General features: G+C 67.8%; 11 protein-coding genes. 3 read left to right on the forward strand and 8 right to left on the reverse strand.

Annotated elements, in window-relative coordinates; all coding sequences use genetic code 11:
- Positions 1–59: 59 nt before the first annotated feature.
- The 5 genes from drmB to ACFWPQ_RS07595 form a co-directional block, all read right to left on the reverse strand.
- Entirely contained in the window at positions 60–1,928 is a 1,869-nt protein-coding gene (gene drmB / locus ACFWPQ_RS07575; protein WP_384030938.1) for a DrmB family protein, read from the reverse strand.
- A complete protein-coding gene (locus ACFWPQ_RS07580; protein WP_384030940.1) occupies positions 1,925–5,179 on the reverse strand; it encodes a helicase-related protein in 3,255 nt (1,084 codons plus the stop codon). Before ACFWPQ_RS07580 ends, drmB begins: the two co-directional genes overlap by 4 nt.
- The gene (locus ACFWPQ_RS07585) at positions 5,176–7,080 is read right to left on the reverse strand and encodes a UvrD-helicase domain-containing protein (RefSeq protein ID WP_384030942.1); all 1,905 of its coding nucleotides are present in this window, start codon (positions 7,078–7,080) and stop codon (positions 5,176–5,178) included. The genes ACFWPQ_RS07580 and ACFWPQ_RS07585 overlap by 4 nt, the downstream gene beginning before the upstream one ends.
- Positions 7,077–11,849 carry a DEAD/DEAH box helicase gene (locus ACFWPQ_RS07590; protein ID WP_384030944.1) on the reverse strand — a complete coding sequence of 1,591 codons (4,773 nt, stop codon included), beginning with the start codon at positions 11,847–11,849 and terminating at the stop codon, positions 7,077–7,079. The genes ACFWPQ_RS07585 and ACFWPQ_RS07590 overlap by 4 nt, the downstream gene beginning before the upstream one ends.
- A 192-nt stretch (positions 11,850–12,041) precedes the next feature.
- A complete protein-coding gene (locus tag ACFWPQ_RS07595) occupies positions 12,042–12,248 on the reverse strand; it encodes a hypothetical protein (RefSeq protein ID WP_384030946.1) in 207 nt (68 codons plus the stop codon).
- A gap of 535 nt (positions 12,249–12,783) precedes the next feature.
- Here ACFWPQ_RS07595 and ACFWPQ_RS07600 point away from each other — a divergent pair.
- From ACFWPQ_RS07600 to ACFWPQ_RS07610, 3 genes are read left to right on the forward strand one after another with little or no spacing between them, the layout of a single operon-like run.
- On the forward strand, positions 12,784–14,937 hold the full coding sequence (locus ACFWPQ_RS07600) for a helix-turn-helix transcriptional regulator (RefSeq protein ID WP_384030948.1): 2,154 nt from the start codon (positions 12,784–12,786) through the stop codon (positions 14,935–14,937).
- A gap of 3 nt (positions 14,938–14,940) precedes the next feature.
- Positions 14,941–15,936 (forward strand): hypothetical protein, encoded by a 996-nt coding sequence (locus tag ACFWPQ_RS07605; protein WP_384030950.1) that lies wholly within the window; start codon positions 14,941–14,943, stop codon positions 15,934–15,936.
- Positions 15,933–16,811, forward strand: coding sequence for a DUF6339 family protein (locus ACFWPQ_RS07610; protein ID WP_384030952.1), 879 nt, complete (start codon positions 15,933–15,935; stop codon positions 16,809–16,811). Before ACFWPQ_RS07605 ends, ACFWPQ_RS07610 begins: the two co-directional genes overlap by 4 nt.
- A gap of 24 nt (positions 16,812–16,835) precedes the next feature.
- Here ACFWPQ_RS07610 and ACFWPQ_RS07615 read toward each other — a convergent pair whose 3' ends face one another.
- The 3 genes from ACFWPQ_RS07615 to ACFWPQ_RS07625 are packed head-to-tail and all read right to left on the reverse strand — an operon-like array spanning position 16,836 to position 19,624.
- The gene (locus ACFWPQ_RS07615; RefSeq protein ID WP_384030954.1) at positions 16,836–18,221 is read right to left on the reverse strand and encodes a DNA cytosine methyltransferase; all 1,386 of its coding nucleotides are present in this window, start codon (positions 18,219–18,221) and stop codon (positions 16,836–16,838) included.
- A 9-nt stretch (positions 18,222–18,230) separates the two neighbouring features.
- Complete coding sequence (locus ACFWPQ_RS07620) at positions 18,231–19,226, reverse strand: DNA cytosine methyltransferase (protein WP_384030956.1); 996 nt, start codon at positions 19,224–19,226, stop codon at positions 18,231–18,233.
- A complete protein-coding gene (locus tag ACFWPQ_RS07625; RefSeq protein WP_384031375.1) occupies positions 19,223–19,624 on the reverse strand; it encodes a very short patch repair endonuclease in 402 nt (133 codons plus the stop codon). Before ACFWPQ_RS07625 ends, ACFWPQ_RS07620 begins: the two co-directional genes overlap by 4 nt.
- Between the last annotated feature and the right edge of the window lie 130 nt (positions 19,625–19,754).

Raw genomic sequence — 19,754 nt, forward strand, 5'->3', positions numbered from 1 at the left:
CCCGCTCCCGATCTCGGACGGTACTCGGGTGGTGCCTGCGTTCTGCGGCTCAGTGGACGTCAGTGGCCAACCAACTCGGCGAAGAAGCCTATGCCCGGGTCGTCTGGGGTGCCGACGAGCAGCGCGCGGTCCAACAGTATGTTGTTGTGCTCGCAACTTGTCTCCGGGAGCATCACGCAGGCGTGGCAGGCCGCCAGGTTGATGCCGCCGGCGCCGGACGCCTCGGTCTCCATGCAGAGTGGGTCCGAGGAACACCACTCGGCACGGCGGACGGCCGAACGGACCGTACGATCGAGAAGCTCTGGTTCACCTTGAGCTACCAGACCACCCAGGCTGCCCGCCGAGTCGCTCGTCGCGGTGTAGACGAGTACACCGGCCATGTCGTCGCCGGCGTACAGGCGCTCGCGCAGCGCCGCGGCCGGGTAGCCCGCCTCCAGGCTCCACTCGTTGATGAGGACGTGAGCCAAAGTGTGCAGCAGAACCATGCGAGGGGTGGCGGGAGAGGGGACGACGCGGCTCGGGTCGTCGGCCCGCTGCTCCAGCACCCGCTTGTGGGCGGTGCGCATCCGCTCGACCCGGGCGGCCACCGCCACGGTCTTCTCCCACGCGTCGAGCCGCTTTTCGTCCAGGCGGAGGAAGACTCCCTCACCCCGCACATCCATGGCCGGGAGCCAGCGCAGGGGGTGTTGGGACAGTGGCATCTCCTTGGAGTCGGACGTCGACTCGGCGTCGACGAGCCGGGTGAACGCCTTCAGAGCGCGCACCTCGCGAAGCTTCTTGACCAGCATCGGGCCGGTGACGCCGAGAGGGTCGAGCACGCTCTGGTTGCCCAGCGGGGTTTCGCAGACGAACTGCTCGTCGCGGGAGTGCTCGCTCTCGTTGTTGCCCGAGCGGAGACGCTCGTACTCCATGTTGCGCAGGATGCGGTAGCGGTGGTCGAAGGTGGGGGCGGACTCGCTGTCGGGGTCCTCTTCGCTTTCCGCGGCGAGGAGTGCCATCACCTCGTCCAGTGGCACCGGACACGGCTTTCCCTTGAAAGCACCTTTGAGATAGACCTCGACGTGCTCGCGCTTGTCGTACTCACGGAGAGCATCCCAGTGTTCGGCGAGCGGATCCTCGCGGCGGTTGCTCCACGGGGGGATGGACAGCGCCGACTTCAGCACCGGCTGCCACACCGCTGACGAACCGCGCTGCAAGGTGCGCAGAGGGAGTCCGCACCCCGGAGCCGGGGTGGACGAACCGAGCCAGGGGAGGGTGCCTTGGCATTTGAGGCCCAGGTCCTTGAGCGCCTTCCTGCGGAAGGAGCCCTCCATCGAGACCTCGGGAGCCTGCCCGCAGGTGCAGGAGACGAGGATGGAGCGGAGCGAGGAAGTACGCCCGGTCGTGCGCATCTTGAGTTTCCCCCCGCACTGTCCCACCGTCGTGGCACCACGATCCGTGGAGCGATGCACCCACTGCCAGTAGGGGAACTCGCCGAGGTGCCCGGCCTCACAGGCGACGACGAAACGGGAGGGGACCAGGTCGACCTCGCACGTACCACAGACGCTTCGCCCGGTGGGCGGATTGAAGTCGCGGTGCCGTTGTAGGTCATTGCACTCAGGGCAGGAGTGCATCAAGGGGAATCGCCGGACCCGGAGACCGTCCTTGCTGGTGTCGTCGGAAGCGGGCGGCAACCGGAAGTAGTCGACTTCGAGTACGCGGGCCAGGCGCCGTTCGTAGATTCGCGGGGACTCGTCACGGCTCCAGCTCTGCTCAGCGTCGTCGAGTCCCGAGACGATGAAGGACTCCTGGTCGACGGCGATGAGAGACCCGACGCCGTACGTGGTGATCGCCTGGGCGCGACGGACAGCACCGCGCCGCGGAAAGTTGTGGGCGGGGGCGGCGCCGTTCGCTCCGGTCCGGCGACGGCGGGCGGGGGGCGGGGTCATCGGGTTCCCTCCATGAAAAGCGCGGTCTCGGCGTCGACGTCGCGCAGGCTCCACAACGTGGGATATGCCTCGGCGTCCTGGGACTCGTCGTCGTACGCCTTCAGGACCGAAGGGGCACGATTGCCCCTCTGCGGCTCGAACAGCAGGTTGTTGTCGATCTCGGCCTCTTCGCACCACCAATCGACGAACTCGTCGAAGGCCCTGGAAACGGCGTCGGTCTCCTCCTTGGTGACCGCCTCCACGCGTTCCAGGAGGATCGACTTGATGCGGCCCCGGAGCACGCCTTCGTAGGACTCGACCTGGCCGGCGCCCTCGTTGGGGCGGGCTGCGGGGATCATGATGCGGGCGAGGGCGACGATCACCGCGTGCAGGCCCCGGTCACGGGCACGGGCGGAGAACGGGGTGACGGAGGTGGACTCGACCTCGCGGTACAGGGCCGAGTGGAAATGCTGGAAGCTCTCGTAGTGGGAACGGTCCCTGGACCGCGTCGAGTTGAGCATGACCGCGACCAGGCCGGGATGTGCGCGGCCGACCCGGCTGGTGGCCTGGATGTACTCGGCGGTCGTCTGCGGCTGGCCCATCACGGCCATGAGACCGAGGCGGTCCACGTCCACGCCGACCGCGATCATGTTGGTGGCCAGGAGGACGTCCACGGTGTCGTCGTCGGGCAGCCGCTTCTCGATGCCCTTGAGTCGGGTGGGGATCTCGCTGGCGTCGATACGGCTCGTCAACTCGGAGTAGTTGGCGACCGAGCGGACCTTCACCCCCTCTCGCTCGGCCAGCAGCTCCAGATAGGCCACCACGTCGTCATGGACCTGGAGTTCGGCCGCCGACAGCACCCGGAGGCTGTTGAAGTAGCCGACGAGGCTCCAGTACGCGTCGCGTACCTCTTCCTCGGTCCTTGCCTGACTGGCCCGGTGCAGCAGGGTGGCGTACGTGCGGATCAGCAGGGTGGACTGGCTGGTGCCGGGGGCCAGGAGGCCGACGTAGCGGCGGCTCGCCTTCTCCTCGCGGGGTGTCTCCACGGCGAACCACGAGTCACGGGCGTCCAGACCGGCGGGCGGGAACTGCCGTACTTCGCGGGCGAAGAGGTGGCGGCCCTGGTCGGCGGCGCGGCGGATGGTCGCTGTGGAGGCGATCACCTTCGGTCGGTCTGCCAGCGCGTCCACCGCGGTCTCGTAGAGGCCGGTGAGTGTCCCCAACGGGCCGGAAATCAGGTGGAGTTCGTCCTGGACGATCAGCTCCGGGGGAGGGGTGCCGCCCTCCGGGGCGTCGTCACGGTTGAAGAGAGCGGAGGTCGCCGGACGCCACGGCATCGAAGCGAACTTGTCGACGGTGGCGATCACCAGGGTCGGCCGTGCGTCGTACACCGCCTCGTCGATCAGATGGACGGGCAGGCCGTCGGCGAAGTCGCAGCCCGCGCCGGGGCATCGGACGTGCATCCGCTTGGCGTCCTCGTCGACTTCGTAGTTCCGAGCGTCGAGGCGGGTCCCGCACCAGGGGCAGGCATGCAGCTGGACGGGGTTCTCGGTGGCGAGGCGCTTGTCGAGGCTCCTCCGCAGCTCGTCGAGCTTCAGGCCTGCCACGGCAAGCGTGTTGGGGGTGGCCGATCGCCCCACCCACATGCCCACGGAGAACTCCTCATGGCCCAACTCGGGCGTCCGGCGCCGCATGTGTTCCATGGCACAGAGCAGGATCGCCGCGCGTTCGAACTGCTGGAGGGTGAGCAGCCGCAGCGTGTACCGCATGAGGACGGTGACACCGCCGCCGTCCGCACCCTTGCGGATGCGGCGCAGGAACGATGTGAAGGCGATCAGCCCGAGGTAGGCCTCGGTCTTGCCGCCACCGGTGGGGAACCACAACAGATCGGAGATCTTACGATCACGATGATCGGGGTCGTCGATACCCGCCAGGCACAGGAGCACGAACGCGATCTGGAAGGGGCGCCAGCGACCGGCGGCCGGGTCGGGGGCGCCGGCACGTCCGCCCTTCACCCAGGCACTGCGGGCGCGTTGGTCGGCCATGGCGTGATTGGCGAGCCGGAAAGCCCTCATCAGATCGGGCTTGGTCCGCAGCAACTCGACGCCCTCACGGATTCGGTCGAGCGCCTCGCGGCAGGCCCTCACCTGTTCCCGCGCGGGCTTCCCGTGAGGGCCGTCCGTCAGAGCGTTCGCTTCGGCCGACTTGCGGTCGATCCAGTGTTCGTACCCCGTGGCGAGCCCTTCCAGAGCGGCCAGGACCTCGGCGTCGGACCGCTCGGCCAGCCCCAGCATGGACAGCGCAGAGCTGTCGATCTCCGGGTTGGAGTCGGTGAGCAGTACCTCCACGGTGGGTACGAACTGGGTCCGCACCTCGCGGACGGCCGGCACCTCGGATTCCGTCACGCCGATCGGCGACGGAGTCCAGTCCCACTCGGCGGCGCACCCGTGGCCGACCGCGAAGGTCGGGGCGTGGCGGTGCAGCAGCCGACTGGTGGCGATCTCCGGGTCGTGGTCGGCGGCCGGGGCGGGACGCTCGACGAACGCGGTGGAGCCGTCGGCGGCCCGGATCGTCAGACCGCACTGGAACAGGGAGAAGGCGTCCTGGAGGTCCCACTCCCCGACCTTCTGAGTGTTGATCAACGTGACCGTGATCGTGACCGTGCCGTTGGCCTGGTCGAGACGCCGGACGTTGACGTGCAGCGCGGCTTCCGGGCTGAGCTCGATCCTCATCCTCGGGTCCGGCCGGTTCACGTCGATGGTCTGGTCGGGGAGGACGAGTTCCTTCCGCCGCCACCGCTCCCTCTGGTCGGCGGTGGTACGGGCCTCGGCGCGGCGGGCCGGGACGCGCTTGCCGTCGGCGTCGGTGGGCTCGTAGACGGCCGCACGGGCCGAGACCACGATCGAACCGCTTATGGCCGGGACCGCGAAGGTGAGCCCCATTGAGGAGGGACGCCTGTCCCCCGAGGCGCCGACCTCCTGCGCGGTGCCGGACTCCTCGGCGTCTTCGCGGGCGAGCAAAGGCGTGGCGTCCAGGCCTTGCTGTTCGCCGGCGTCGTCGTTCTGCTGCTCCTTCGCGGCCCTGTCCGCGGCACGCGGATACAGCACGCCGGTCAGATAGCGGTCGATGGGTGCGTCCTGAGCGAGCACCTCTCCCCGGTCGTCCGGCTCGGAGTCCTCCGCGGGACCCAGGAGTTCACGGCGGAGCCCCGCGAGGAGTTCCTCGTCCCGGACCCGATAGTGCTCGGAGTGTCGGCCTGCCACCTGCGTCATGCGCCCTGCTCCTCGTAGTTGTCGGCTCTCCGGTACCGGCCGATGCCGGTGATCCGCGGGACCATCCACACGCCTCGGTCCCCGAGTCCGGCGTTGGCGCCGGCGGCCGTGCTGCCCGTCACGGTCTCCAGGGTGTCGATCCGGAGGCCGTGGATCTCGTCGGGCCACCAGGGGTCCCAGGTGCGGTTCACCTTCTGCACTTGGAACAGCTCCTCGCGAAACCTCCGCGAGGCCTCGCCGATCTCCCGCCCTTCGTGCACCAGGGCGTACGGCGGGCTCTCCGTCTCGCCCATCGGCAGGTCGTGGCGCCTGCGCAGCAGTACCTCCTGGCCGGGACGGACCTGTTCCAGGAGATACACCTGGGTGGCGACGGCGTCCGTCTCCTGACCGGGCGGGTCGTCCCGGCTCACGTCGCCCGGCTCGGCGACGATCCCGTACCTGTCGTACGACCGCCACGATCCGAGGTAGCGCCGGCCATGCTGTCGACTCCCGGCCCGCCTGAAGAGCGGCAGTTCGGGAGGGGCCACGTGGTACAGGTCCTGGCGGGCACGTGTCATCGCCACGTACAGGGCACGGGCCTCGGCGGGGAGGTCCAGCTCGTCCTGGTACCGCTTGTGGAGTTCGGCGAGGGTCGGTGGTGTCAGGACGATCACCCGGTCGAACTCCAGGCCCTTGGCCCGGTGCACCGTCGAGACGACGACGTGGGCCGTCTCCGGGTCGGCCGCCTCGTCCGGGAATCCGCCTTGGGCGAGCGACCGGCGCAACCGATCCAGATCCAGCACGCCGCGTCCCGCTCCGCGCGCGGCCCGACGCAGCACCGTCCACAAGGCGGTGGCGTCGGGTTCGTACGGGAGTGGGATGTCCGCGAGGAGCGTACGGAACCGGTCCTCGGTGAGGGCGTTCGCCTCCGTGCGGCGCAGCAACTCGGCTACCCAGTACGGCACCGGGCGCTCCTCCAGGGGGCGCCGCAGCCGGTGGTTGATGCCGCGGGCATGCAGCAGGTCGGAGACCACGAGGGCCTGCTGGTTGTCACGGGTGAGGACGGCGCATGTGTCGGAGAGTTCCCGCAGTCCGTCCAGGGTGAACTCGTTGTCCAGGCCGCTCATGCCGTTCGCCGGATCCAGGAGGAGGTCGCGGAGTTCGTCGTAGAGCGTTCCTGCCTTGTCGGGATCGCTCAGCTGCTGGAGTCGGGGGCCGAGTGGAAGTGCGACCTGAGCCTCGGCGGTGGTTGCCCGGAAGTTCCGGTTGAGGCGCAGCTCCACCAGGTCGTCGGGGTAGGAGCAGCGCAGCCAGTCGAAGAACCGACCGGTCTCGTCGGCTCGTTCGCCCAGGTCCTCGATCTGGAAGCCGTACACGGACTGGGCCGCGTCGCCGACGACGGTGAAGCCGCAGCTGTCCTGATATCGGTCGAGAAGTGTCTCCACCAGCTCGCGGCGCCCACCCAGCAGGTCCTGCACCTCGTCGATCACGACATGGGCCGGCGGGACCGCGTCGCCGATCTCCAGCGCGCCTTTCTCGATCGCGCGGGTTGCGGCGGCGATTCGCTCGTCGAAGCCGGCCTCTCCCCACTCGCCGTCCGGATGCGCCTGGAGGAGCACCTCGTAGGCCCACGCGTCGAAGGTACGGGCGCGTACCCGGTGGGCTCGTTCCCCGTGCCGGGAGATCCGCTCGCGCAGTTCCCGGGCGGCGGCCCGGGAGAAGGTGAGCACCAGGATCTCGGCCGCCTCCAGCGCCTGTTCGGGATCCTCTTGTCCGCACAGCGCGTCGAGTCGGCGCACCAGGGTGTGGGTCTTTCCAGCACCGGCGCCCGCGGTGACCAGGACGCGAGCGTCCCAGGGCTGCTCGACCACGGCCAGTTGCTCGTCGGTGAGCTGAGGGCTGTCCTGGTAGACGTCGGTCACTTCCGGCTCCAGAGATGCTCGAACTCGGTGAAGGCGAGGTCGGTGTCGAAGTTGGTGATGTTGTCGCTGATGTTGAGGATCAGACAGCTGGCCTTGCCGCCGTTCAGCGGGCCGCGCAGTCCGCGACCGATCATCTGCTGGTACACGTTGGTGCTGTAGACCGGCCGGGCCACGACCACGGCACGAGTGGCCGGAGCGTCGAATCCCTGAGTGAGCACACCGTAGTTGGTGAGCACCCGGATACGGCCGCTTCGGAAGTTCTCGATGCGAGTACGACGGTCCTGCGCACTGGTCGTCGAGTCCACGGCGGCGGACCGGACACCCCGGTCGTTGAGCATGGCCGCCAGGTACTTGGCGTGGTCGACAGAAGTGGCAAAGAGCAACGTCGGCCAGTCGTCCGGCAGTTCGGCCACGGAGTCGACGATGCGCCGACTGCGCGCGTGGTCGTCGGCGAGCCGCTGTTCGGCGGATCGGGAGAGCATGGCCATGCGATCGGCATGCGTCTTCTCGTCCCGTGTGAGTTCGATACGGCCACCCTCAAGGGTGCGGTGCTCGACCTGGGCGAGCATGCCCCAGTCCTGGAGGTCGTGATACGGGTCGCCCGACGGGAAGACTCCTTCGTCGAGCCGTCGATTGCCGAAGCGGCCGGCCAGGCGGCGGGTCTCCTCCTCGTTGCGGTTCCGGAACGGGGTGGCGGTCAGGCCGAGGAGGTGCCGGCCGGTCTCGTACTGGGTCAGCCCCAACTGGCCCAAGATCTCCGTGTATCGCTTGGAGATGGCGGTGTGCGCCTCGTCCACGACCACCAGCGCGGCCTGACGCAGCCAGGCGTACTGGTCGGTGCCCAGGCACCGCTCCAGCTTGGCGTCGGTGGCGACCACCAGGTGCGGGTGGTCGACGACGTCACCGACCTCGTTGGTGCTCCACAGCCGGCTGACGGTGAGCGGGCGTTCGGCGCCGACCTTGCTCCAGACGAACTTCCAGCTCTGGACGGCTTGTTCACACAGTTCCTCGGTCTGTGCGATCCACAGAAGGGGACCCTTGAGGTCTCCGACCCGCTTCACCCAGCGGATCACGGCCTCGGCGGTGACCCGAGTCTTGCCGGCGCCCGTGGGCAGGGACAGCATGCCGCGCTGGGGGGCCAGTCGGTCGAGCATGGTGGAAATGTTCCGGACCAGGTCCTCCTGGTACTCGTGGAGGCTCGGGAAGTCCCGAGGGCCCTCGACGGTCTCGAACGGAGGCGGGGACGGAGTCCTCGAACCGGCGAACGCGACAGGCAGCTTCAGTTCCGAGACGAACGCGATGGCCGCCGACGAACCCCCGTATCCGACCGGGGCGTTGGGGAAGCGTGCCTGGATGTCCCGGGCGTGCTGCTGGAGCACTCCGTCACCGTGGGCGTTGAACGCCATCTGCGCGATCCGGCGCCCGGACGGCTCCACTCCGTCGGCCGCCTGTAGCTCGGCCTCCATCAATCCCTCGGGGAGGCCGGTCCGGAGCGCGTCCGCACCGATCAGCAGCTCGATCTTGGTCACCACGTCCTCGGCCTCACGTACCGCCTTCTGCGCCGCCTTCAACTCGCTGTCCCGCGCCATACGGTCCTGGTGCTCCAGGACCTGACGGCAACCGGCAGCACCGAGGCCCAGCCCGAGTTCGCGGTCGATCAGGCGCAGCATCGGTTCGGGGTCGAGAGGAACGCGGACCTTGACGTTGCTGTCCTGGCGCACGGCGTCCAAGGGGGAAGTACGCGTGCCGTTGGGCGTGCGGGTGACCTCCTCCAGTTCGTTGCACCGTTGCACCGTGCTGTTGCGGTTCCCGCTGTTCAGGCGCTGCCGCAGGGCGGGGAACAGCTCGACCAACGGGACCGGGTCGCCCTCCGTGACTTCACGGGTCTCCAGGCTGATCACGTCGGTGTAGCGGAGCATGCCCCACTTCTCGATCATCAGCTCAGCGTCGCCGGCGGTCGGCACGAGCAGTGCCGGGAGCTGCTCGGCGCGCAGCGCCTGGTACTGGGCGGTCCCGACGGCAACGGTGATCTCGCTGTCGGGCCGGGTCTCCCAGGTGTCGCCGGTCCGGCAACGGGTGAGCGAGTCCTCGGGGAAGTCCGCGCCGAATCGGGTCAGCATTACGTAGGTGGCGCCCACGAAGGAGTCGTCCTCGCTGCGGGTCACCTCGTCGAGGAGAGCGTCCCAGCGGTCGGCGGGGACCTCGTCGACGTTGGTCGGGAGCCGCAACTTACGGGCCTTCTCCGGAGAGATCTCGGCCACCGGCAACACGTCGCGGTAGGCGGCGAGCTGGGGGCCGACGGCTTCCTTCAGCGGCTTGATCCCCTGGGAGGTGACGGCCGTCCCGTACTGCCACAGCATCCAACGGATCGGTGAGGCGACCGGCTGCCGGGTGTTGGTCTGCGTACCGATCTGGCGCGTCCAGTTGTCCACCACGGCGTCGTCGGGCAGCACTTTCAGGAAGGCGGCGCGGGATTCCTCGGAGAGAGCGCGGAAAAGATGGAGAGGGCCGCCGATCGGGGCGCCGTCGGTCTTCATCCGGTTCAGCGCGGGGCGCGGGGCGCTGCTGTCCAGGCGGCGCAGGTAGGAGTTGTGGAGGGCTTCGCGGTACTCGTCGTACCACGCCTCGCCCTCCTGGGGCCGGATCCCGCCGGACGGTCGTTCCCGCAGACCGACCTGGGAGAAGAAGGGGGTGTCGTCGGAGTGGAACGCCATGTCGACGGCGATGCTCGGGTCACGCTTCGCGTCGACCACGACACCCGGCAGCATGCAGTCCTCGACCGGCCGGAACCGACCGTCGGCGGTCCGTACCCGGAGCGTCGAGCGTGCCGCGGGCACCCGCTCCAGGACCTTGTGGGTCAGGCGACGGACCCCCGCCTGACGGAACAACTCCCAGAACTGCTCCCAGTCCGACTGGCTGTAGTGGTCGAAGCCCTGGTCGAGAACGCTGTCGAACCGGCCCTCGACATCGGCTTCCCGAATGCCCAGGACGTCGAGCGCGTGCGCCAGCGAGGGGTCCTGGGCGAGTTCGTCGACCACGTACACCGTGGACTCACGCAGTCCGTCCTGGTCGGTGCGGCGGTAGACCTTGCCTTGCACAGGGGGGACGAGACCGTTCTCCTCGGTGAGGACGATGTGGGCTTTACGGGCCTCCTCGACGAACGGGGAGCCGACCTCGATCATGTCGGCGAGAATGCGGATCGCCGTCGCGGAGGCCTGCACGGTGCCGCTCTCGACGAGAGCCTCCAACCAGTCGCGAACGTCAGCTCGTTGGTGCTTGGCCGCACCGAGGATGTGCTCGACCTTGCCGGAACGTAGAGCATCCACTTCGACGCTCGGATGCAGCCAGTTCGACGGACGGTCCGGGCACTCGTGCCACCATCGCAGCCAGCGGAGGAGAGACTTCGACTCCTTCTTCGGCTCTTTGGTACGAGGGTGCACCCGCAGCTCGGTCGGCACGCACAGTACGCCGTTCTGGTCAGGAAGTGACGCGTTCACCGCGGCACTCGTCCAGATCTCTTCGGTCAGGAACTCGTCCGCCCAACTGATCGCTTCCTTCACGCGACCGGGCAGCAGGGGAAGGTAGGCGGCCGGGTCCTCGACGGGAGCCAAGGCCGGGAGCGACTCGACGACCAGTTTTGCCGCGGCTCGGATCATCTCCTGGTTGAAGGGGGAGGAGTCGAGGAGGTTCTGTCGGTCCTCGTTCGTCTTCCAGGCGCCGTTGAGGATGCCGCTCAGCGACATCTCGTACTTGGTCGGGAAGAAGGACCAGAACTTGCCGCGTCCGCGCGAGCGCGGGCTGACGTAAAGGCCGCTCTCCTGATCCTTCTCCAAGGTCGGAACACCCCAGGCGAGGTCGAGCGAGAGCCGGTCGTGCAGTTCTCCGGCATCGGCGCGGGCTGCCGGACCGGGCTCGTGGGTGGTGGTGAACACCCGCCACCGGTCGGTGGTGACGGCCTTACCGGTCCGCTCCTCGACCACGGTGTGCAGGTCGCCGGTCTGCTGGGTGGTCAGCGTCCGACGGGCCATGGGCCGCGGCCGGCGGTCCTCCAGTACGACCTTCGCGACGTGCGGGGAGAAGAGCTGGAAGCCGACCGGGAACTCCTCACGGGGTTCGCCGTGTTCCTTGGCGCGACCACCGTGCATGTCCCTGCCCAGCCGGTCGTCGGCCTTCGGGAGCAGGGGCAGGCGGACGACGGTGGTGGCCCAGCTCAGCAGCTCGTTCAGGACATGATCGGAGGCGCGCTCGGCCTGCACGTCCAGAGGTCGGGCCATCCGCAGCACGGGGGCGTCGAACTCCGGGCCGTAGCGTGCCGTCACGCCGGGCACGGCCTTGATCTGCTCGTACGACCAGGCGCGGTCGAATCCGAAACTTCCGGTGCTGCTGAAGAATTCCGGTGCGTCGGTCACCACGAGGACCGATTTGATGCCCACTCCGAATCGCCCGATCTGGCCCCCACGCTTCTTCGACATGCTCATCCGAAGAATTGTCTCGGCGCCTTCCGGGGTCACCGGCTCGCCCTCGTTCGCGCAGTACAGGTGGGTGTCCGTGAGGACGACATGGACTCGCTCACCCTGCTCGTCAGCCATCTCGTCCGCCGCGTTCTGAACGAGCTCGAAAAGCTGGCGATCGCCGTATCCGCCCTGGGTGATACGGCGCTCACCATTGGCGTGCTCGGCCACGAGACCGGGGTCCACGGCGTAAGTCTGCAGGACACGCGAGGACTGTTCGAGAACGGTTTGGATTACCAGTGAGGACGAAGACAGCACTGCTACTGCGCTCCTGGGGTGTCAAAGGTCCGGGCGAAAAATCGAACGACGGGCCGACCGCTGGCGTCGTCGGCCGGCCCGTGTTCGTCGTGGCGCTGGGCGTGATTTCCACAGTGCCTTCGGGAAGCGGTGAGTTCACGGGGAAGGCGTCGGTTGTTGCGAGACTGATACTTCGGCCCGTGACGTGCTGAATCAGGCCGGGGGAGCGGTCTCGTCCGGCAGCCCCTGAACCAGCTTGGCCAAGGAGGGGAACCGGTTGGCGAATTCCTCTTCGGGCACGTCGAAGCGGTGAAGAATACCCTGGACCTCGGCCATGCTGCTTGCCATCTTCATGCCCAACCAAAATGAACTCGAGTCCCGCTGAGAGTCCAACGACTCGTCGTCGTCCTGCTCATTCATCGAATTGATCCACCCCTAAAGTCGCATCCTGCAGTTGCACAGGGGTGTATTCGAGCACACGTCCCCCGTGTGAAATGAAATGGATAAAGTTGGAATTTTGAGCTGGACTTCATTCCGATGAATCAAGGTAGGGGGTGGAGTCCCGTATGGCCAGTCCTTTTCGGAAGGTAGTTCGGTGTAAGGTTTCGGCGGTGTGTGTAGCTGAATTTTGGGCGCACTTCTCCCCTTGCCGCCCAGTCCTCCCATTTCGGGTTTCGCGAGCGAGACGGGATCCCCATCGTCAACAACGGTATCGACCGTCACCCCGAATGCGCAAGCACAACTTCCGCCCACCCGAGGGGAGTTGATTGCTCCGTTTGAGGAAGTGGCGCATATGGGGTGGAAGTTGATCATTCGAGGCAACTTGGACACTAGGTCGAAGCGACTGGATGGTCGAGCTCGATCAACTGTTGGTTGACGCTGCCGCGCGTGTCAAATTAACCTCGTGGTCCACGACATGCGAGCAGCATGGGACCGAGGAAAGAGCAGGCGACGCGTGGATTCAGGTGAGGAGTTCGGGCCCTGGTTGGCCCGACAGCTCAAGCTCGCGGGCAAGACGCAGGCCGAACTGGCCGACGAGCTCAAGCTGACCCGGGCCGCTGTGTCCGCGTGGATCACCGGCAGGTCGACTCCGCGTCCGACCGTCATGACGGACATCGCCAGGGCGCTCGGCACGGATGTGGGGACGGTGCACACCCGTACCACCGACACCCAGGCCGGCCTCCCGGTCACCTGGTACCACCGCCCCGGCTACCCCGACGGCGGCCGTGAACTGGGCAATGCCGCCGCCTTCGCGTTCGACGCCGACGTGCAGGTACTCGCCCGAGAGACCTGCCAGAACAGCCTCGACGAGCGGTTGGCGGAGAACGGTCGACCGGTCCGGGTCCGTTACACCCTCCACGAGCTCACCGGAGAGGCCCTGGAGGCCTTTCGTGAGGCGATCCTCTGGAACGATCTCTTCCCGCACTACTCCGCCGTCTCGGAGACCGCCGGAAATCAGAAGGTCGGTCGGGTCGTGGACGCCGGGGTGCGCGACATGTACGAGAAGGGCCGATTGGTCCTACTGCGTGTGGACGACTACAACGCTTCCGGGCTCATCGGCGACGACTACGCGGACGGCAAGTTCGCGGCCGTGGTCAGGCGTCAACTGGAAAGCCTCAAGTCCGGGCCCGGCGCGGGTGGTTCGTACGGCCTGGGCAAGGCGACCCTGTGGGCCACCAGCGCGCTCGGACTCGTGCTCATCAACTCCACTCTGTCCGTGCCTCACGAGGGACGTACCGAGCGGCGGGTCATCGGCCGTCTGGAACTGCCCTGGCGCGAAGTGGACGGTGAGCCGTACGCGGGCCCCGCGTGGTTCGGGCGCCCCGATCCCGATTCGCCCGGTGCCATGGTCGCCCGTTCTTGGTGGGCGGACGAGGAGACCGTGGCACGCCTGCAACTGAGCAGGGAGAGCGACGAGCCCGGTACGTCTTTCCTCATCGTCGGTGCGCACGACGTAGCCAGCCTTGAGGGGAAGTCCGACGCCGACGACGAGTTCGTCGGCAACGAGGACAGCGACGACGAGGACACGCGTGACATCCGCAAGATGCATCGCCGCCTGGTCGAGGCGCTGGGACGTGACTTCTGGGCCGCGATGACCGGTGGAGGCAGCAGGCTCCCGCTCCTGGAGGTATCTGTCCGCGCTTTGCAGAACGGCAAGGAGGTCGTGCCGGAGAAGCAGGTGGACCCGTCTGCCGAGCAGCCTGCTCGGACTCGTGCCCTGAGGGCGCACTACGAGGGCACCACGGTGGATCGCCTCACCGAGGCCGGGCAGGTGGCGGCGCGGAGCGTTCCGCTGAAGCTGCCGCTCTCCGGTGGTGTCCATGGAACGCTCGGTACGCATCAGGCGGTTCTGCTCGTCACCGAGGCCGAGCGGGACAAGGACGGGGACGGGGGGAAGAACCAGGTGCACTCATTGCGCGGCAACCGCATGACCGTCAAGAGGTCCGGGGTCCCGAGGCTGCCGCTCAACACCAACCCTTTCCAGGCTGTTCTGCTGGTGGGCGAGGCGGCCGGAGAGACGGCCCCCTTCGCGAAGGAGGCCGAGGATTTCCTGCGTGCCGCGGAACCGCCCGAGCACGACCGCTGGGGGCAGACGGAGGAGCTGACCCTGCGCTGGTCACCGTCCGCATACCGGCGGATCAACGCGCTGACCGCCGACGTCAACAGCGCGGTCAGAGAAGTCGTGGCGCGGCCGAAGCGCAGCAGCGGCGAAGGCGGTGAGGCTGTGCGCAAGGCGTTGACCGTGAGAACGAGGCCCAAGGCCAAGGCACCCGCCGGGCCGGTGGTTCCGGTGCTGGACAAGTTGGATGCGACAGTCGGCGACGGCGGGGAGTGGCAGATCACTGCCGAAGTGAGCATTCCGCGTGGCGACGAGATCGTCCCGATGGTGCCGGTCGCGCAACTGGACGTGCGTTCCGGAGGCCGTCCGAAGCTGGACTGGGCGGAGCTCGTGGCGGTCGAGGGCTGCGAGGTGGAGGGCGGGACCCTGCGCTTCCTGCCCGGCACGCGTCGCGCGAAGTTCCGAGGCTCCACCGACGTCACCAGTCACCCGGTGAGGACGATGTTCACCCGCCTCGTCGTCGAACTCCGTGCCGGCAAGGGGGAATGAGGCGTGAAGTTCTACCCCTACAAGAGGCTCAACCGGCCGGTCTCCCTCAGGGTGACCTCGGTCTCCCTCAAGCTCTCCGACGGTACCCGCGACCAACTGGAGACCACCGCGTACTCGACCCAGCAGCAGACCGTCGCCCTCGGTATCGCGGGCCACACCGACTGGGTCAGCGCCACGATCGGCGTCTCTGCGACGCTGCCACCCGGCGCGAACGCTCCGGACGCGGCCTGGTCCGATCTGCGCGTCCTCGCCGTGCTGGCGGACGGCGAGACCAATGTCCACACCTCCGCCGAGCTCACGCGTGACGCGGCGGACGGCAGGGACTGGTCGGGCTCCGTGGAAGTGCTCCGCGACGACCACCTGGGGCGGGCCTCCCTCGCCGTGTACGCGGTCGGGACCGTGGACGGAGTGCGCGGACGGTCGATCGCCGAGACCGACCGGAGCTGGATCATCGACACGGTGTCCGACGAGCCGGTCCGAGGGCTCCAACTGGACGTTCAGACAGCATCGTTCAAGAGAAGCTCCCGGGAATGGCTCCAGGCATACGCCGACGCGCCCTGGATCGTGGACGCCTCGGCCAGAGTTCCCACCGTGTTCGTGAACACCGATGTCGAGGGTGTCGTCGGCCTGTTGGACAGCAACGGCTCGGGCGTGGAGAGCAAGGTGCGCGACCTCTTGGTCGCCCAGATGGCCACCGACGTCTGGACCGCGGTGTTCCACGGTGCCATCGGTGATCTGGAGGTGGAACCCGGCGGCGGCCCGGTCTTTCCGACCGACTGGCAGGGCGAGGTGCTGCGCGAGATGCTCCCGGACGTCGTTCCCGGCGTCCATGTCGAGGAGGCCCTCCGACAGGTCCATCGCAGGCGCACCGGCGACTCGGGATGGGTGGAGCTCCAGACGCGAATCCACTACGCGGCGGTCCGCCGCGCCGACGCCACCAAGGCGCTCGCCTATGCCATCCGTAGTCTGGAACAGATGAATCGCGAGAGTGACACGTGATCACCCACCCGAACCACGTACCGGAACGACTGGGGCTGCTCGCCACCTCGGCCGTCGATCCGTTCCTCACCGAGGAACTGCTCAGAGGCGAACAGGTTCATGGCGGCATCGAACTCGCCAAGGTCGTCGAGCCGCTCCCCGAGGACGACGCCAGGTGGTGGGTCGAGCCGATCCGGAGCCTGGTCGAGGACGCCATGTTCGAGTTCCGGCAGGACCGTACCCGAGCTGACGCGTGGCTAGCGCCGCGGCTCCACGCCACGCTGCGCCTGACACGGCGCGAAGCGGCGGACAAGCGCCTGTGGAACCATCTGGCCCTGGCGGTGGCCCCCGACTACGTCGCCTGGCGGCACTTGTCGGAGCCGACCGCGAACAGGCCGGAGAGACGTGTCGCTGCGGAGCGCTTCCGCGGTCCTGCGGACCGGCAGTGCTTCTCCCGTCTGTGGTGGGCGGCCGAACTCTTCCGGAACGGGCCGGACTACGGACCGGTCGAGATCGCCTGTGGAAATCAGGACCTCATCCACACCGTTCTCCGGAGTGGGCTGGTCGACCACCGTCCCACCGCCCAGGCCCTGGTACGCCTCCTGAAGAGCGGCCAGGTCTCAGGCGGGCGAGAGGTCAATGGCCTGAGCGTCGCGATCAACGCGGCCGGCGCGACCTTGATCTACGACATCCTCGCGCCGGACCAGCCTCGCGACCCCGTCCATCTGCGGGACTGGATCGCGGAAGCGGAATCGGCGCCACCGGTCGAGCGGTACGAACTTCCGAACGGGCCCGACGAGGACCCCGTCCCAGAGAAGTCCGTGGTCGCGCTCACCGACTACTTTGCTGAGCTGTTCGAGACCGCGCCGGTCAGGGGCAGGAAGAGTGGGGACTGACCAGGTGCAGGTGCCCTGCTTGGGCTACTTTGCCGACGCCTTCGTGGTCTTGGTCTTGCGCGGGCGCACGGAAGACGGCGGTGCCACCTGATCCTTGGGCTGCGGGCACCTGTCGGTGCAGGCGTCGGCGGCTCCGCAGCCGTTGCTCCGCAACTTGGCCCGCTGCTCCTCCGTGGCCGGCTGCCACGGCTTCCCCAGCGTCTCCGGTGCCGGCGTGGGAAGTCCGAGAGCGGCGCTCAGCAGGTGCGCACCGAACAGGGGCGGTACGGCGTTGCCCACCTGCTGGGCCTGAGCAGTACCGGACCACGGGTAGTCCGGCGGGAAGGTCTGCAGCATTCCCGCCTCGTTCATGCTGAACCGTGCGCCCTCGTGGACGACACTCTCGTCGAGGTGTTGGAAGACTACGAAGCGGCTGATCTTGCCGGTGACGGTGAAGGCAGGCTGTTGGTCGCTTCGCACGCCTCGTCGTCCGGAGTGGTTGGAGCTGCCGTAGTTCGAGCGAACCAGGAATGGAGTGCGGCGCCCCGGATGTGAGCCCACCTGGTTCGCGAGGGCATCGCCCATCGACCTCCAGGGCTGCAGGCCTTCGTCACCTGCCGGCTGGTGCCCATCAGTCTCCGGTTCGGTGCCGTCGTAGAGGGTCGCCTGATGGACCTGATCTGCGGCCCGGTGGTGTTCGTTCTTCCCGTTCTTTCGGCGCCATCCTTTGGCTTCGTAGGAATGATGGGTCGGCGAGGGAAGCGAGGGCTCACCAAGTCCTTCGCGCCGAGCGATCAGCACCGCGCGGGATCGCGTCTGCGGAACCCCGTAGGTCTCGGTGTCGAGGACATCGACGACGACCTTGTACTTGGTTCCGTCGGGCAGCCCTGTCTCCTCCAGCACCTTGGCATAGTGCTTCCAGAGTGCCTCGACCTCACGGACCTGCTCCAGGACGATGACGTCGTACGGGCGGTGCTCCCGGTTCGGGCTCCGGGTCGCCTGAATCGCGTATCGGAGGGGTTCGAGGACCAACGCGGTGCGGGGATCGGTGAGCGTCTTCAGGTCCTCGTCGATCTCCTGGTCGGAGACGCCCGCCATCAGCTGCTCGATGTACCCCTTGACCCTGTCCAGAGCTTGGCGCCCGGCGCCGTGCCCGGCCACCGAGTACGTCTGGCACGGCGGGCCGCCGGCGAGCACGTTGATCTCCGGCGGCAGTGTCTCGAAGGCGTCCCTGCGTACCGCGCTCACATCGGCGTGGAGGGTGTCCAGCCCGGCGGCGTACCGGGTCAGGCACGCGCTTCTGTCCCACTCGATACCGAGACTCGGGATGTCGAGTGAGTGACCGGCGACGTCCAGCCCTCCGGGCCCCGCGAAGAGGTCAAGGATTCGGGGCTGGTCAAGGACGTATTCGTGGGACGCCGTGCTGGTCATTAGCGGATTCTAGCCGGCCGGCGGGGCTGCTGGTTCCGGAATGAGGGCTGCGGCGACAGCCTGCCCCAGCGCCTTCCCTACGGGTGGTGGTGTCGCGTGGCCGATCTGGCGGTATCGGGCGGTCTTGCGCCCGGTGATCTCCCACGTCTGGGGGAAGCCTTGCAGCAGCGCAGCCTGCCCCGGCGTGATCTTCACCATGTGGTCCCTGCCGAGTGCGGGATCCCAGACGAAGTCCGCGTCGGGAACCTCATCGCCCACGGTGTGACCGTTGACACCCATGGTCGCCCAGGTGTTTTTGGCTCCTGTCGGCCCCAGGTCCGCGCCGCCCCGGTTCTTCGAACCACCGACCAGAGTCGGAGCCGGTCGATCGGCTTGGGCGGCCCAACGGGCGGCGTCCCGCCAACCGCGTGCGGCCATGGACGGTCCCAGAACGGCACCGACCGTCGTCGGCTGCCGCACGGTCGGTGCCGGCGGTCGGAACGCCGCGGCCCACTTCCGCTCGATGGCGACCAGGACGCCCTGTTTGCGGTTCTGGGGCACGCCGAAGTCGACGGCGTTCACGACAAACCAGCTGAACTCGTAGCCCAAGTGGGCCAGTTCGGCTCGGGCGAAGTCACGGAAGTGCTGGTAGGCGTCCGAGTGCGCGAGCCCGGGAACATTCTCGATGAGTACCGCACGAGGCCTGATCGCATGGACGAGAAAGATCGTGGCCTCCAGCAACCGCTCCTCCGCACGTGAATTCGCGCGTCCGACGGTCGCACTCGACTTCACCCGTGGCAGGCCCGCGGACAGAAGATCCACGTCGTGGCTCACGGTGTACTCGGCCGGGTCGAAGTCCATCAGGTCGGTCTGCAGCACGTTCCAGTGCGACCGGTTGGTCCGCAGAGTGCCGACGGCGAGCTCGTCGTCGTCCAGCAACAAGCGCGGCTCGAACCCCGCCTGCTCCAGTCCGAGGGCGAGCCCACCCGCCCCGGAGCACACGTCGACGAAGGTCAGTCCACTCATTCTTTTCTCCCCCGGGTCCCTTCCGTCCGACGCCGTTCCACAGCCGCTACCACTCGTAGCGCCACTTCCCCAGGAGCCTCGTGCTCCCAGAATCGCAGCACCGTCCAGCCTTCCGCGATCAGATGCTCGGTCGTCTCCCGGTCGCGGGCCATGTTCCGGTCCAACTTGCGGCGCCACCAGTCCGCGTTGGCCTTCGGGTGGGTGGCGTGCTGGGGACAGCCGTGCCAGAAGCAGCCATCGATGAGGACCGCGACCTTGGCCCGAGTGAAGGCCACGTCGATGCGTCGCCGGGGCATGCCCGGCACGGGGTACTCCACGCGGTATCGCAGACCGGCAGCGTGCAGCAGCCGTCGTACGGCCAGCTCAGCCTCCGTGTCTTTGCTCGCCTGCTTGCTCATGCGGGCGGAAACGGCAAGAGAGGAGGGGGTGACATCTGGCACGGGAGTATTTTGCCGGCGTTGCCGGATCGGCGTGCAGCCAGTGAAGTATCTGCCTCGCTGAAGCGGCGATCTTCGGCCTAGGAAAGCC

The sequence above is a fragment of the Streptomyces sp. NPDC058464 genome, from assembly GCF_042721035.1.
Classification (GTDB): Bacteria; Actinomycetota; Actinomycetes; order Streptomycetales; family Streptomycetaceae; genus Streptomyces.